Annotated in this window: 13 protein-coding genes; 1 reads left to right on the forward strand and 12 read right to left on the reverse strand. The window is 53.9% G+C overall.

Features of this window, described 5'->3' with window-relative positions; genetic code table 11:
- Positions 1–13: 13 nt before the first annotated feature.
- From EV294_RS22385 to EV294_RS22445, 12 genes are all read right to left on the reverse strand, one after another.
- Positions 14–1,066, reverse strand: coding sequence for an undecaprenyldiphospho-muramoylpentapeptide beta-N-acetylglucosaminyltransferase (locus EV294_RS22385; RefSeq protein ID WP_132310965.1), 1,053 nt, complete (start codon positions 1,064–1,066; stop codon positions 14–16).
- Between the two features lie 424 nt (positions 1,067–1,490).
- A complete protein-coding gene (locus EV294_RS22390; RefSeq protein WP_132310866.1) occupies positions 1,491–1,883 on the reverse strand; it encodes an ArsR/SmtB family transcription factor in 393 nt (130 codons plus the stop codon).
- A complete protein-coding gene (locus EV294_RS22395; RefSeq protein WP_132310868.1) occupies positions 1,867–2,301 on the reverse strand; it encodes an SRPBCC family protein in 435 nt (144 codons plus the stop codon). The genes EV294_RS22390 and EV294_RS22395 overlap by 17 nt, the downstream gene beginning before the upstream one ends.
- A 108-nt stretch (positions 2,302–2,409) precedes the next feature.
- Positions 2,410–3,492 carry a PQQ-dependent sugar dehydrogenase gene (locus EV294_RS22400; RefSeq protein WP_132310870.1) on the reverse strand — a complete coding sequence of 361 codons (1,083 nt, stop codon included), beginning with the start codon at positions 3,490–3,492 and terminating at the stop codon, positions 2,410–2,412.
- A gap of 24 nt (positions 3,493–3,516) precedes the next feature.
- Positions 3,517–4,611 carry a hypothetical protein gene (locus EV294_RS22405; protein WP_132310872.1) on the reverse strand — a complete coding sequence of 365 codons (1,095 nt, stop codon included), beginning with the start codon at positions 4,609–4,611 and terminating at the stop codon, positions 3,517–3,519.
- Positions 4,604–5,146: an RNA polymerase sigma factor gene (locus EV294_RS22410; protein WP_132310874.1), complete on the reverse strand. Its 543-nt coding sequence runs from the start codon at positions 5,144–5,146 to the stop codon at positions 4,604–4,606. Before EV294_RS22410 ends, EV294_RS22405 begins: the two co-directional genes overlap by 8 nt.
- 89 nt (positions 5,147–5,235) lie before the next feature.
- Positions 5,236–5,865 (reverse strand): DUF2306 domain-containing protein, encoded by a 630-nt coding sequence (locus EV294_RS22415; protein WP_132310876.1) that lies wholly within the window; start codon positions 5,863–5,865, stop codon positions 5,236–5,238.
- Positions 5,866–5,906: 41 nt separating this feature from the next.
- Positions 5,907–6,797 carry a DUF72 domain-containing protein gene (locus tag EV294_RS22420; RefSeq protein ID WP_132310878.1) on the reverse strand — a complete coding sequence of 297 codons (891 nt, stop codon included), beginning with the start codon at positions 6,795–6,797 and terminating at the stop codon, positions 5,907–5,909.
- A gap of 787 nt (positions 6,798–7,584) precedes the next feature.
- Positions 7,585–8,754: an aminotransferase class I/II-fold pyridoxal phosphate-dependent enzyme gene (locus tag EV294_RS22425; protein WP_132310880.1), complete on the reverse strand. Its 1,170-nt coding sequence runs from the start codon at positions 8,752–8,754 to the stop codon at positions 7,585–7,587.
- 22 nt (positions 8,755–8,776) lie between these two features.
- Positions 8,777–9,685 carry a D-alanine--D-alanine ligase gene (locus EV294_RS22430; RefSeq protein ID WP_132310967.1) on the reverse strand — a complete coding sequence of 303 codons (909 nt, stop codon included), beginning with the start codon at positions 9,683–9,685 and terminating at the stop codon, positions 8,777–8,779.
- A 111-nt stretch (positions 9,686–9,796) separates the two neighbouring features.
- Complete coding sequence (locus EV294_RS22435) at positions 9,797–11,260, reverse strand: aminotransferase-like domain-containing protein (RefSeq protein WP_132310882.1); 1,464 nt, start codon at positions 11,258–11,260, stop codon at positions 9,797–9,799.
- A 554-nt stretch (positions 11,261–11,814) separates the two neighbouring features.
- Positions 11,815–13,431 carry an S-layer homology domain-containing protein gene (locus tag EV294_RS22445; RefSeq protein ID WP_243711753.1) on the reverse strand — a complete coding sequence of 539 codons (1,617 nt, stop codon included), beginning with the start codon at positions 13,429–13,431 and terminating at the stop codon, positions 11,815–11,817.
- 740 nt (positions 13,432–14,171) lie between these two features.
- On the opposite strand from EV294_RS22445, the gene EV294_RS22455 reads away from it, so the two are divergent.
- Positions 14,172–14,810 carry a M15 family metallopeptidase gene (locus tag EV294_RS22455; RefSeq protein ID WP_132310884.1) on the forward strand — a complete coding sequence of 213 codons (639 nt, stop codon included), beginning with the start codon at positions 14,172–14,174 and terminating at the stop codon, positions 14,808–14,810.
- Positions 14,811–14,983 lie beyond the last annotated feature (173 nt).

Raw genomic sequence — 14,983 nt, forward strand, 5'->3', positions numbered from 1 at the left:
GGGATAAGAGCGTTTATTTCGCCGTCTTCTTGATCAGGCCGATCAGCTGGGACAAAGCGTCCTTGCGATCGTTTTTCTCCATGTTGTCGATGTATTTATCCCGGTTTGCATAGAGGTCGGTAACGTGGCTCAGGAGCGTCTCCGGCGTCATGTCCTCCTCGTAAAGCACCTCGCAGAAGCCTGCCGACTGGAACGAACGCGCGTTAAGAATCTGGTCGCCGCGGCTCGCTTCCTTCGTCAGGGGAATAAGCAGCATCGGCTTGCGCAGGTACAGGAACTCGAAAATCGAGTTCGAGCCGGCGCGCGAAATGATGGCATCCGACATCGCCAGAAGATCCGGCAGCTCCTCGTTTACGTACTCGAACTGTTTGTACTGAGGAGACTGCAGGGAGGCCTCTACCTGACCTTTGCCGCACAGGTGAATGATCTGGAACTTTTCCGTCAGCTTGCCAAGCGATGCGCGTACAGCCTGGTTAATCTTGCGGGCGCCAAGGCTGCCGCCCATGATAAGCAGCACCGGCTTGCTCGAGATAAAGCCCGCGAACTTGCGGCCGCGCGCGGCATCGCCGGCTTTGAGCTGGTCGCGGATGACCGCCCCGACGTAATGCGATTTGCCGGCCGGCAAATGCTGCTGCGTCTCCGGGAAGGTCGTGCAGACCCCGGCCGCGAAAGGAATCGCGATCTTGTTCGCCAGCCCCGGCGTCAAGTCCGATTCGTGAATGAGCACCGGCACCTTGTTCAGCCGCGCGCCAATCACGACCGGCACGGATACGAAGCCGCCTTTCGAGAACAGCACGTCAGGCTTCTGCTTCTTGATAATGCGGTAAGCCTGGAAGGCGCCTTTGATGACCTTGAACGGGTCCTTGACGTTCTGCCAGTCCAGATAACGACGCAGCTTGCCCGTTGCGATGCCGTGATAGCGGACATGCTGAAGAGGCTCGATCAGCTGTCTCTCAATACCCGCCTCCGAGCCTATGTAGTCCACCGACCAGCCTTCTTGTATAAAATGGGGGATCAACGCCAGGTTTACCGTCACGTGCCCTGCCGATCCACCGCCTGTAAACATGATTTTACGCAAAACGCTCACTCCTAAAAAGAATTATCACCCAATCGACCTCCTTTGGTCGATTGTGATGATTCTTGCTTCGAAAGCATAATCCTAAGAATTATCACCCGACCGGCCTAACCACCTTAAGCCGCTCACTTATCCCGTCTATTGTAAGCCAGCAGGCTTGTTGATTTCCAGTATCAAGCGAAAACTTTCCACAGGACGGCAGACTTAGGGAGCGCGCAGGATCCCGGCTGTCAGCCTTCCTACAGCATTTGGAGTTTACAGAGACAGTAACGGTTTGGCTCCGAGCGCCGAAGGATGATAAGGCGGATAAATAATAAGAGGGTAGCTTAGCGGTGAGGCCGGCCAACGAAGCCGCAACGAACAAAAGCCGCGCCCAGTCCGAGCATAAGCTCGGACTGGGCGCGGCTTCAACCATCTAATTCTCGGGTTTGCCTTCAATCGCCTTAAGCGGACCTGACGGCTGTCCGGCCGGCATATCTTCTTCGACGAAGCGCTTGAGCGCTTGCAGCTTGTTCTCCCAAAACCGCTCGTAGTAGCTGAGCCAGCGCTTCAGCTCGAGCAGAGGCTCCGGCTCCAGCCGGTAACGCGTCTCGCGCCCGACTTTGCGCTCCTTCACAAGCCCTGCTTCCGCCAGCACGCGCAGGTGCTTCGATACGGCTGTCCGGCTCATGGAATAGTGAGCGCTGATGACGTTGACCGGCATTTCCTGATCGACTAACAACTGCAGCAGACTGCGGCGGGTCGGATCGGCGATCGCCTGGAAGACGTCATGTTTGGGCTCGGAAGCAAGATTATTGTCCTTCGACATAGCTTGCAAACTTCTTCACGATGCCAACCCAACCGCCGGCCATATGCTCGCGTACTTGCGTATGAGGTTGGTTGAACTCGGTAACCTTGTCCGCATCCCAGCCGCCGTGGATCAGCGTAAATTCCGTCTTCCCGGCTTCCAGCTCCTTCAGTTCAAAGGTCAGCGTCCAGTCCTTGCCCCAGTTGAAGGTCAAACGGTTCGGAGGGTCGACCTCCGTTACTTTGCAAGGGGATTGGCCGAACTGGCCGGCTTCCAAATGGAACTCGCAGCCAACCTCCGGCTTAAAGCTTTCGCTTGGAGCCATAAACCAGGCGGAGACTCCTTCTCTTGTGGATACCGCATTCCAAACCTTTTCAATAGGCGCATTGACTTGAACCGACTGACGTACGTCGGGCAATGTGTTCACTCCGTTACTCATGATCCATACCTCCGTTAGTTTCTAAAAAGCATATTTTTATCACCAATTAGGAAACCATTTGGTTTCGCTTTTTATTATAGGAAACCAAATGGTTTCCTGTCAACATCCTTATTTCGCCAATAGCAGCAACCGGTCATCCTTATCAGATGGTGTCCCTCTTCCATCCGTATTATTCGTTATGACGTAGATATCGCCGTTATGAACGCGCACGTCCCGCAGCCTGCCTTCGTTCTCAAGCACGGTGGACATCTTTTTCGTCAGCGTGTTGTATCTTAGAAGCTTCTCCCCCCGAAGGGTGGCCACCAGCAGATTATTGCCTGCTTCCATCGCTATGCCAGAAGGAGCAATCGTATCCTCGCCCGTATGGTAGATGGGATCAATCATGCCCTCCCGGTGCTGCCCCCCAATGACAACCGGCCAGCCGTAATTGCCGCCGGGGACGATACTGTTAATCTCGTCATGCCCGCCGGGATTGCCCGAAGGCCCGTGCTCCGCGACAAACAGCATGCCCGAGCTGCTCCAGGCAAGCCCTTGCGGATTCCGGTGCCCGTAAGAATACACATAGGAATCGGGAAAAGGATTCCCCGGCGGGATCGTGCCGTCCAGCTTCATCCGGAGGATTTTGCCGGCCAGACTGTTCTTATCCTGCGCCAGCTCCTCCCGACCGGCGTCTCCGGTCGTCACGTACAGCAATCCGTCCGGCCCAATCGCCATCCGGCCGCCGTCATGATTAAACGATCCCGGAATGCCTTCGAGCAAAGCCTTGGACTCTACCCAGGAATTCTCCTCCAGCTTCAGCACAATGACACGATTTAGAATCTGTCCGTTCTCCTCATACGTATGATAGGCAAAAGCCTCCTTCGACGTCCGAAAATCCGGAGCAAGCACAAAGCCGAGAAATCCGCCTTCTCCTTGAGCATGCACGTTTTTATTGAATTGAACCGGCATTCTAGTCGACTTGCCCTCGGCAACCCGCACGACATTGCCATCCCTCTCGCTAATATAGATCACATTGCCGTCAAATGCGATCACCCAAGGTGCTTGCAGCTTCTCGGCCATAACCTTATAGGGAGCCTGCTCCCCCGACACCTGCGTGCCGCCTGTTTTTACCGATGATTTGCCGCCTTCGCAGGAGGCCGCCAAAAGCGCTGCCACCGTAATAACAACGGCTGTTAAAATCCTTTTCTTCATCCCCATCTCTCCTCATCCCATAAGCTACAGAGGCTGACTGAGCACGATGCATCTAATCTTATTGTGGTCAAAATAAAGATGGAATTTCAAATAGTCGCCAATTTTGTAGCTCCACTTGGAATCCAGCTGCAAATTCGGCTTGCCAAGCTTCTGCACAACCTCTTCCTTCGACATGCCAACGGCCAGACCGTCCGGTGTGGCATAATTGCCGTCCGTAAACACGATGCTCCGATTCAGCTGCATAACACCGTCGCTATATTCGGTTACATTGCCAACGGCCTGAACGGCATCATCGTAATAATGTCCGAGAAGAATTGGCTGAACGCTGCTTCTAAGCAACAGCAGCTGCTCCCATTCGTTATAGGATTTGCCGGCTACCGTCAGCCTTTTCCCGTCATAAGAGAAGCTTTCGTCGATCCCGCCTTCGCGGGTCTCCATCTCGAGCCGGGCCTGCTCGAACATCCGGTCAAGCTGCGCCAGCTTCGAATCCGGCTGAAGAATGCCATGCATCAGCAGCATCACTTGATCGTCCGCATAATAACCGCGGCCTCCTAAATGATACTCGTTTGTGTCCACGTCATACGGGATTCTGTACACGGAATCCGCCGTTTCGAAACGGATCAAGCTCTCCGTGCTTAACGGCTTATCATCCGTACCTGCCTTCGTCATCTCAAGCATGTTCAGATTTTGCAGGATAACATACATACGGTCTTGCGGAACCTGCGTTTCCTTCACCCAAATTTTTTTAACCTCTTCGGTCGAGAACGGGAGAGCATCCTTCAAATAACCGTCCTGCCTGGACGGGATAACGAAAAATTGCCCCTTTGGAATTGGAGTAGCATTTGGCGAAGCCTCAGGCGATGCCACCGCCCCCTTCCCCCCGCCGCCTCCGGGCGCTCCAACGTTCTCCCGGAACGCAACTGCAACAATCACGGCTACAACGATAAAAGACAAGGCCGCCCAAGAGAATCGAATCATCCAGCGGCTTCTCCTCTTCTCCCCATGACCAAGCGTTTCCGTCTGGCGCACGATCGCTTCCTTCTTCTCTCTCGTAAAATTCGGCTGGACATGCGGTCCCCTCTGCAATTCACGATACCATTCCGGCTGCTTCTCATTCATACGCCGCACTCCCCTTCCAGCTGCCGTTCATTCGCTTGCGCGCCCGCGACAGCCTGGTTTTGACCGTCCCCTCCGGCAGCCCAAGCGCATCGGCGATTTCTTTTGTCGTAAGCTCGTATTTCGCATGGAGGACAAGCACCTCCCGCAGCTTAACGGGCAGCTTCAGGACGGCATTCCACAGCTCGGACGTGAGCGCCAGCTTCATAGCCTCCTGCTCCGCGGACGGACTTTCCCCGTCATGGGCAGCGCTTCTCCCGACAAGCAGCACCCGGCGCATAAACGCCGTTCTTTTATAATTAATAGCCGTATTCCTTGTCATCGCGAGCAGCCAAGTCCGGATGGAGGAGGCTCCGCGGAACGAGCCGATTGTCTGATAGACCTTCAGAAACACGTCCTGGGCGACGTCGTCCGCCAGATCATGCCTTCGCGTGATGACAAAAGCCAGATTCCATACATCCTGGCCGTACGCGTCCATCAGCTCTCTTAGTCCGGAGGCATCCATGCGCTCTACATAACGCCAATAGCTATTTTCCACATTTTTCACCTCTCACCCATTAGACAATGCAAGCGGAGGATTAGTTTCATTCCGCGCCAAAAAAACAAACAGACCCGGTCCAGCCAGCTTCAAGGCCTTTCCGGGTCTATTTTTGTCTGCCTGATCACAAGCTCCGCGAGCAAAAGCAGCAGCACAATCGTGCTGTAAATGGCGATCGTATAACTTAACGTATAATCCATTCCGGCCCCGTTGTGCAAAGCCGCCGTAATCAGGTGGGTGAACAAATTGGTGAATACGAAAACATAGCTTCGAATCATCCATTTGCGGTGCTCCGCGACTTTTCCTTTTCGGATTTGCACAACGGCAATCACCGTGATAACAAGCCAGATCATATTGATGAAATTAAACGCAATGCTGTTCACTCTTCCGCCCGTAGAGGATGGAGCCATGTAACCGGAGGTCAGATCAACGATTGCCACCGCCAGCACGTAAATATAGCCGAGCACTCGATGCAGCTTGGCGCTGCGCTCTCTGATCCGTCCGGAAAAGTTAATAAGTCCGGCAATCATGGCCGCGCAAGCCGCCACAATATGCACATCCATAATGGTCAGCCACAGCGACACATGCTTCAAGCCGGTCTTATGACGCAGGAAGCGGCTCGCTTCGGGGTCGTAAATGAAATTCGCGTAGGTCGTATATCCGATAAACCCCATAGACACAGCAATCGTAAGGATATACAGCATTTTTCGATTTTTCAAGGGACTTCCTCTTTCATGCTTTCTCTTCCTAGCCAGAGTGGTTAAAAAAGATCCAGCTGCTCGTATTGCGGCGGTTCCTCGCGCGGCTCCAGCGGGTCCCGGCCGTCCGGCCTTAATTGTCCGAGCACCGCCATCATCTGCTTCGCGTTATCCGCCGCATCTCCGCCGGAGTTATTGTTAAAAATCACGCAAATATGCTCGCTTTGCTCTTGCAGCTGCCGAAGGTATTCCGCCCATTGCCGCAGCTCGTCCGAATTGTAACGGTACAAATAGCGGACATCCCGCCAGTTCGGCGCCCCGCCCTGGTTCCAGCCGCTGGCGTTACGGCCGTGGAACCGGACAACCGTCATCGCGGCATCCGTTGCTTCAAGCACGGTCGGTATCGATCCTAGACCCGCCTGCGGCTCGTCGCATACGCTATGCATCCAGCCCTCCCGGCGCATGAAATCCAGCGTACGCTCCCGGTATTCCTCGGTGAACCAGCTTTGATGACGGAACTCGAGGGCGACGGGGATTCCTTCCATCCGGCGCTTCGTTTCCCGCAGGATACCCACGTTGTCCCGGGTACAATCGAACCACGGGGGGTATTGAAACAGAGCCGCTCTGAGGCGCCCCGCTTCCATCACCGGCCTAATCGATTCGCGAAAGGCCGCGAACGTGCTGTCGGGATCATTCGCGGCAGCCGCTGCCGCCGGACCACGCTGATGTCCGGTCATCCCCTGATAAGCTTTCACGATAAAATGAAGAGACTCCGGCGTCTCCTCCGTCCACTTGGCGAACCTCTCCGGAGGCTGAATCGCGTAAAAGCTGCTGTCCACCTCGACCAGCGGGAAATGCTTCGCGTATTCCTTCAGCCGGTCCTTTGCTTTGACGCTTGTGCCGTACAACGCGTCCTGGTCTCCCCAGCCGGCTAGCCCGATATGGATAGGCATACAATCACCAACTCTCCAACTAAACTATGTTTCTCCAACCTATCATACCTGCTCCGTATTCTGCAAATAACGGCTGCTGTAGACGCAAAAAGAGGCTATTCCGGCGAACTAGTCCGAGAGGACTGATTAACCGGAATAACCTGTTTACTAGTGTGTATAGATGGTGCCTGCTCATCGGCGGTCAAGCCTCTATTGTACGATTTGCCGTATATTGCTGCATGTTGGCCCGACGGCCTGGCATATCCTGCACGATGTGCAGGATATGCCGCCCGCAAAGGCGTAAATGAACCCACAAGAGATTAATATACTGCATTCTGGGCATCATACGGTGCACCGGAGCGCTATATCGGGCGCATATGCTGCATTAATTGTTGGAATACCTGTATGCTAGGGTGCCGGGAGTCTTCCTGTACACCGGCCGCCAATTCCCCATTGCACGTTTTGCAGTATATTGTCCCGTTTTCGCCCAACGACCCGGGATATCCTGCACGAAATGCAGGATATCCCGGGTCGCAACGGCTAAATGAAGTCACTAGAGACGAATATACTGCATTCCATGCAACATAATTCGTACTGTAGCGCCATATCAGGCGCATATGCTGCATTCGGGGCAGTATACGGCACTCAGAGCTTACACTGGTCTGCATTCCATGCCATGCAGCACATAGTCCTCCAGAGCACCGTATCAGACAAATGCGCTGTATCCTTATCACCCTAGCAGCCACGAAAAGCGGCAGGCTGGCATATTGCCAGCCTGCCGCTCGAGAGACAATCTAAAGCTCACACTCTACATTGCTGTCCGCATCCAGCGGCCGATACGCTCCAGAGCCTCCGATAGATTCGAAGTCGAAGACGCATACGAGCAGCGGATAAAGCCCTCGCCGCCCCGGCCGAATACGGAGCCGGGCACAGCCGCCACCTTAGCTTCCTGCAGCAGCCGCGTAGCGAACTGCTCCGAGCTGAGACCGGTCGCAGCGATGGATGGGAAAGCGTAAAACGCTCCTTGCGGATCCCGGCAAGCGAGGCCTAGCTCGCTTAAGCCTTTGACGAACATCCGCCGCCGCTGATTAAACGCCTCGACCATCTCGTCTTTATCCTCCATGCAGCTGCGCAGGCATTCGATCGCAGCCACTTGGCCAACAATCGGCGCGCAGAGGGCGGTATACTGATGGATCTTGGTCATCGCCGCGATCAGCTCCTGACCGCCGCATGCGTAGCCAACCCGCATGCCCGTCATCGCAAAAGCCTTGGAAAAGCCGCTGATGACCACCGTCCGCTCCTTCATTCCCGGCAGGGAGGCGAAGCTGATATGCTTGCCTTCGTAAGTCAGCTCCGCATAGATCTCGTCGGACAATACGATAAGGTTATGCTCTTCCACAAGCTTGGTAATCGGCAGCCAGTCCTCGTAGGTCATGACCGCCCCGGTCGGATTGCTTGGAAAGTTGACGAAGAGCACCTTGGAACGGGGGGTTATCGCCTGCCTGAGCGCATCTGCCGTCAGCTTGAACGACTGGGCCGCCGTCATTTCCAGCTCAACCGGCACCCCTCCGTTCAGCTTGCAGATCGGCGCGTAAGCAATGTAACCGGGAACCGGAATAATCATTTCATCGCCGGGCTCAAGTAGCGCCCGCATCGCGAGGTCAATCGCTTCGCTGCCGCCTACCGTAACCAGCACTTCCGTGGCAGGCTCGTAGCCGACTCCAAAGCTTTTGTCCAGATACGCCGCAATTTCCTCGCGAAGCTCCATAAGACCTTCGTTAGGCGTATACATCGTCCTGCCCCGCTCGAGCGCCCGGATGCAGGCCTCTCTGGCCGCCTTAGGCGTTGCGAAGTCGGGTTCCCCGACCCCTAGCGATATGATTTCCTTGTTTCCCTCAGCCGCGTTAAAAAACTTGCGAATGCCCGATGGCGGCAAATCGCGGACTAGCGGCGTCACCCATGTGCTCTTCGTCAACATGGTTAATCCTCTCCCCGGCCGATTACTTCTCTTTGCGTTGCTCTAGAGAATAATCGATGATGTAGTCAAGCAGCTCGCTGAACTTGATGCCAGCCGCTTTAGCCGCCTTCGGCAGCAGGCTGTTCTTCGTCAGACCCGGCAGCGTGTTGGCTTCCAGGACGTACGGAACACCGTCTTTAATGATCATATCGATACGCGAATACACGCTGCATTTCAGAGCCTTATAACAACCAAGCGCGGACGCTTCGACGCGGGCCTGCACGTCGGCCGGCAATTCGATCACTTCTTCCGTCGCTCCGCCATCCTGGTACTTGGAGTCGAAATCGAAGAACTCCGAATTGGCCTTAATCGAAACGATTGGAAGCAGCTTGCCGTTCAGCACGGCGCATGTGATTTCTTCCCCGCCAACGAATTGCTCGATCATTACGGAGTCATCCCATTTCAACGCTTCCGCTACCGCTTCCGCAATGTCCTCCCGCGTTTTGACCAGACGCGTAGCAATGCTCGAGCCGCCCGAATTCGGCTTTACGACAACCGGCAGGCCAAGGCGCTCCACGTTTGCCGCGGCAAGCTCTTCCATGCTGGAGACGTTAATCCAATCGGCCGTAAGGATGCCGTCAAAGCGGATCAGCTTTTTCGCCAGCTCTTTATCCATGCTTACGCTGCTCGATAACACGCCGCAGCCGGAATAAGGAATGCCAAGCGATTCGAGCGTGCCTTGCACCGTGCCGTCTTCGCCGTATTTGCCGTGAAGAGCGAGCAGCGCAAAGTCGATACCCGCCGTTTTATCGATCAAATCGCGTTTCGTGTTAATCTCGATCGGCACCACTTCGTATTTGCCGCGATCCAGATTCGCGATCATTTCTTGCCCCGTTAATAAAGAAATTTCTCTTTCGGACGAAATGCCGCCCATAATAACGCCGATTTTCATCATGTTGTGTAGAAGCCTCCTAAAAATTTTGCGAGTATGGAATGATAAAACAGTTTAAATTCATAAGCAAATTGCTGTCGTAAGCATAGGCTTTGCTTTGCTCGCTGCGAATTACTTCCCGAGCATAGCTTTCGCAGCGTCCCCGATCCTTTGGATCCCTATGACGATATTCTCGTCGGAGACGCGGGAGAAGCCAAGCCGCATCGTATGGCGGCCGCCGCCGTCGGTGTAGAAAATATCGCCGGGAGTGAACAGTACGCCTTGCTCGGTGCAGGCCTGCAGCAGCTCCCTTGTGGAGAAGCTCTCCTCGAACTCGACGAACAGGTGGAGCCCGCCGTCGCCCGACAGCCTTTTCAGCGGCAGATACGTCCTGCAGCTCTCCACGGCCAGCTCGTATTTGCGCTTATACTCCGCCTTCGCGCGCTTCAGATATTTCTCGAAGTTGCCGTTATGAAGATATTGATAGAGCAGCGATTGATCAAGAGTTGAAGTATGAATGGTCCGCGCGCGTTTGACGCTTTCCAGATAGTCGATCAGCTCCTTATCCGCCAGAATCCATCCGACGCGTAGGCCGGGGAACAGAATTTTGGAGAAGCTGCCTAAATAAATCGTTCCGTTATTGCGGTTGCCGCCGTAAGCGAGCAGAGGGGCCACGTGAGCGCCTGAATAACGAAGCTCTTCATTAAAGCCGTCCTCGATAATCGGAATCCGGCGGTCGTTCAGCATCCGCACCGTCTGAGCCCGTTTCTCGTGGGACATTACGATTCCCGTCGGGTTATGGTACGAAGGAACAAGGTAAGCGAGGTCATAGTCCTGCCCGCCAAGCTTCTCTTCCAGCTGTTCTAGGCTAATGCCGTCAGGCTCCATATCTACGCCGGTAACGGCAAATTGGTGCATCTTTAAATTTTTTATGGCGGTATGATGAGTCGGGTTCTCGCATAACGCGTGTCCGCTGCGCTTTCCAAGCGCCGACAGGACAAGATCGAACCCTTCCGTAAAACCGTTTGTAATGAGCATATCCTTGCCGGTCAGATCGACGCCTTTGTTTTCCATGTAACGCATCAGGAATTCGATCAGGGGCTTATAGCCCTTGGCGTAGCCGTAATTGAGAATAATGTTGCCTTCCAGCGACATCCGGTCGAGGAAAGCCCGCTTCACATTTTGCAGATCAAACAGCTTCTCGTCCGGAGCAATGCTCGTAAAAGAAATCGCCCCCCGCTTCGCGCGGATGCCATGCTTCATCAGATCATGCTCTTCCGCGGCGCGGGCCAGATCGTTCATCCGTTCGCTCCAGTCAAGCTTCTTGCCGGCGCCCTCTTCCGCCGCAACGCCGCCCGCCGATTGCGCGACGAAGTTGCCTTTTCCTTTTACGGCATATATAAATCCTTCATCCACCAGGTCCGCGTAAGCGGTCACGATGGTATTGCGCCCTACATTCATCAAGAGACTTAACTCTCGCGTGGACGGGAGCTTCTGATTCGCTTGCAGCGCGCCCGTTATCATCAGCCGTTTCATGTAATCCTTGACCTGCATCGAAACCGGCCGGTCGCTTGCGAATTGAATATCAGAATACACCCCATCACCTCCAAAGAATTGCTGCCGCTTGGCGGCTATTCTTGCTTCGTAAGCATAAGCTTATCATGGCACAAAATTGCTCCAAGCAAAAGAACCACGCTAGGCGTCTTTCGCCTTTCGCGTGGTTCTAAGACTAGCCTCGCTCGATTTTGTCACTTCGCCGTCACGCCTTTGCAACCAGGCAACTCGATGCCCGTCAGATACGATGCGTCATCCGGCGTGAGGAACAGTTTGATAAAACCCGCTGCATTTTGCGGCCATTGTGCAGTCCGGCATCGATGACCTCTCGATTCGCCCCGATCTGCAGATCATAGAAACGCTGACGACGATTACGCCATTTTTCCCGTCAGCTATCGCTGCAGAATAACATTCTGCTGTTCGAATCGGATCTCGAGTCCAGACCGCAGCTGCTTATTCTCAAAAGGATGTTCATCGATTACGTAAAGAACAAATAATGCATCGGCTCCAACGCAAAAAAGAACGCTTGCCCGCACGGTACGGGAAGCGTTCTTTTATCTTAATCGGATAAATAAATAAGAGCATGAATCCATAAACTAATTAAAATTTAACCCGTAGAACCGTTCAGCATTGCTAAGACTGTTGTAAATATCGGTGCTGGCTCCGCCGATGTACCAATAGGCAAGACCCGCCAGATTATAATCCATTGCTTTTTTATATTTGGCGGCAAGCGATCTTCCATCCTCGATCCAGAGCTGATGCTTAAGGCCGTTAAGCTGGTACGATACGGTATATTGCGCAACCGATGCGTCCCATGCGGGGAGAAGCGAACGGTTGCGGACGATGTTGTTTTGCTCGATGAGCGTCAGTTCCGAAGCCGTTACCTTTCCGGATTTATCGGTGGCCCAGTCCTGATTGTAATAAGGCAGCGCCAAGATAACCTTGCTTGCCGGCACTTCCTCGAGGATGTTGGCGATCGCATAGTCCACATAGGGCAGCGAGGCGACTGAGCCTGCGATTGGACTGGTGCTCCAATGCTCGTCGTAAGCCATCAACACCATGTAATCGGCCGAAGCGCCAAGCGCTTTGTAATCGAAGCCTTCGGTCCAGTCACTGCCAAGGTCAGGCGATACGCATACCGAGACGATGGCGCCAATCTTGTGCAGCTTCGCGCTAAGCTCGCTAATAAAAGCGGTCATATAGGCACGGTCTTCGGGAGCGACATTTTCGAAATCGATGTTCAGTCCCTTGAGTCCGTACTTCTGCACATAGCCCGTAAGTTGATCGACCACTTTACCGCGGTACGTCGCATTGGACAAGTTCTGATGCGTCACTTCCTGGCTGGAGCGGTTGCCGACCATTCCCCAAATTTGTCTTTTGTTTTTGCTTGCCCAGCTTACGAGCGACTGATCCGTGTAGTCTGCCACAACTCCTGCCGGGTCGAAGAAGTACCAACGCGGGGATAAAGTCGTTACGTTCGCTTGGAGAACCGACTGCTCATATTGGGCCGTCGTCTGGCCGTATTGCCAGCCAAGCTGGATGCGGGCTGCAGACTGCGATTTCGCAAGCGCGGTAGCCCACTTTGCATTTTGCAGAGCGCGATCAATGACAGCGGCCGTTTCCTGTCTGGTCATCCCGTCTGCCGGATTAAAATGACCGTTCGCATCACCGGCCATCAGGTTAAGCTCGAGCGCCGCACCAACCGCCTTATCGGCCCAATCCGCGATCTCGTCAGCGTCCGCAAAAAACGAGGTATCGCCGGATACACCGGACTGCTTGAATGCCCGTATGAGCATAATCGCCGCTTCCTGCCTTGTTACGGGCTTTGACGGTTCAAAGCTATGCGCGCTTGTCCCATCCGCAAGGCCGACCTGGACGGCAGCCGTAACCGCGTCGTAATACCAGTCTGTGGGCTTCATATCCTTAAATGGATTGATAGCGCCGTGAACGGTTTTGATCCCGAGTACGCGGTCCAGAATCGTGATGAATTCCGCCCGGGTAACGGGCTGTTTGGGCGAAAAGGTTCTAGCGGAAGTCCCCGATAATATCTGTTTCTCATATAAACGAATGATAGAGTCCTTGGCAAAGCTGCCCGCAATATCGTCGAAAGGCAGCTTGTTCGTGCTGGCTGCATCAACGGTAGGAACGATCCCCATTAGACAGGACAATGCTGCTGCTCCCGCGACCCATCTCTTAAACTTGCTGCTAATCAAGAGAATGTTCCCCCTAAATAGAATGATCATACAAACAGCCAGACTAGGTGTCCGTGATGATTCTTGCGTCTTAGCAAAAGCTTCAATAATACATCAGATCATGCTTCTCTAATGGTAACAAAGTTCAGGCAACGGTTCATCGGCAAGAAAATGGGAATCGGCATCGGTCAGCCGTACTTCAGGTACAAGCGTCAATGAGCGCCATTTATAATTGGTCAAATGCCTCAGGAACAAACACCCAAGCACCTTGGAGAAAACGGTCATAAGTTATAGAGTACTCAAGACGTAAGGAGGTGCATGTAGAATGTCCGGTTACGTTGGTGGTGTTAACTCTACAGGTTTCATCCTGGTGCTTTTTATACTGTTGGTGATCATTATTTGCGGTTGTGGCTTCGGTAAATTTTATTAATCCCTAGCTTATCTGCACTAATCTTCGCGGCAGCATACGAAGCTTAGTCCGCAAGCAAAAGGCCCATTTCGATGGGCCTTTTGTGCGTTTTACGGAGATCGCGGCTTCCGAATGGAACATGCCGTCTTCCCTTGCGATGCCTTAGCCTGCTGCGAATTTGGCGGGACATGCCCCTGCTCCATTCCCCTACCCCGGACGGGGGCAAGCGAATGTCGAATTGTGCTACAATGGGACAATCCGAGTGTTTAGGAGCTTACATAATTGCGCATGCTAATAGAGAGATTCATAGATTGAGAGAGAGAAACGGACAACCGGAGAGGAGACGTTAAGAATGCCCGAACCTTTGGCACGGCAAAATACGACCGTTGGCCGATTAGGCCAGCCGTATGTCAGGCCGGAACAGAAGCAGAAGAGAAGCCGGGTTATGACCTCGCTTGTTTTAATTGCGATTATTGTCATGGGCTGGCGATGGGTCGAATCGGTACAGGATCATCCCGCGCCTGCCCGGGAGCAGGCTCCTGCGAAAAGCACGGCAATCGTCGGCCTTCACCCGATTGTTGCAGAGAAGGCGGATGAGCTTGTGGCCCAGACCGGCAAGCTGGGTATAAAAATCATGATCACCGACGATTTCCGCTCAAGCGAGGAGCAGAACGCCCTTTACAAGAAGGGCCGGTCCGAGCCGGGCCAAGTGGTCACCAATGTTAGAGGCGGCGCTTCTTACCATAACTACGGGCTTGCGGTCGATTTCGCGCTGGTCAAGCCGGATGGCGACGTTATCTGGGATATGGAATATGACGGCAATCGCAACGGCAAGTCCGACTGGATGGAGGTCGTCTCGGCCGCCAAAAAGCTAGGCTTTGCCTGGGGCGGAGACTGGACAAGCTTCAAGGACTATCCCCACCTTCAAATGGACTTTGGCTACTCGATAAAAGATTTGCAGAACGGCAAACGCCCGCCTGCAACCGAATAACAAGACATGGCCCTGCGCGGAACAGTCAGCGCAAGGCCATGTCTTGTTATTGTGCTTAACGTTACTGTGTATCGTTAAGTTACGCGATACGGGCGCTTTACTCGCCTGCTCGCAGGTTTTTTATGTGCTTAACGATGCCGTGCATCGTTAAGCCTCCTTGGTTTTGCGCTTTT

Origin of the sequence: Paenibacillus sp. BK033, assembly GCF_004345425.1 — a bacterium.
GTDB lineage: Bacteria > Bacillota > Bacilli > Paenibacillales > Paenibacillaceae > Pristimantibacillus.

Coding starts and splice junctions, on each gene's coding strand:
- EV294_RS22430 (WP_132310967.1), bottom strand. CDS start 9,685: ATGAAAATCGGCGTTATTATGGGCGGCATTTCGTCCGAAAGAGAAATT.
- EV294_RS22385 (WP_132310965.1), bottom strand. CDS start 1,066: ATGTTTACAGGCGGTGGATCGGCAGGGCACGTGACGGTAAACCTGGCG.
- EV294_RS22400 (WP_132310870.1), bottom strand. CDS start 3,492: ATGAAGAAAAGGATTTTAACAGCCGTTGTTATTACGGTGGCAGCGCTT.
- EV294_RS22425 (WP_132310880.1), bottom strand. CDS start 8,754: ATGTTGACGAAGAGCACATGGGTGACGCCGCTAGTCCGCGATTTGCCG.
- EV294_RS22420 (WP_132310878.1), bottom strand. CDS start 6,797: ATGCCTATCCATATCGGGCTAGCCGGCTGGGGAGACCAGGACGCGTTG.
- EV294_RS22390 (WP_132310866.1), bottom strand. CDS start 1,883: ATGTCGAAGGACAATAATCTTGCTTCCGAGCCCAAACATGACGTCTTC.
- EV294_RS22395 (WP_132310868.1), bottom strand. CDS start 2,301: ATGAGTAACGGAGTGAACACATTGCCCGACGTACGTCAGTCGGTTCAA.
- EV294_RS22455 (WP_132310884.1), top strand. CDS start 14,172: ATGCCCGAACCTTTGGCACGGCAAAATACGACCGTTGGCCGATTAGGC.
- EV294_RS22405 (WP_132310872.1), bottom strand. CDS start 4,611: ATGAATGAGAAGCAGCCGGAATGGTATCGTGAATTGCAGAGGGGACCG.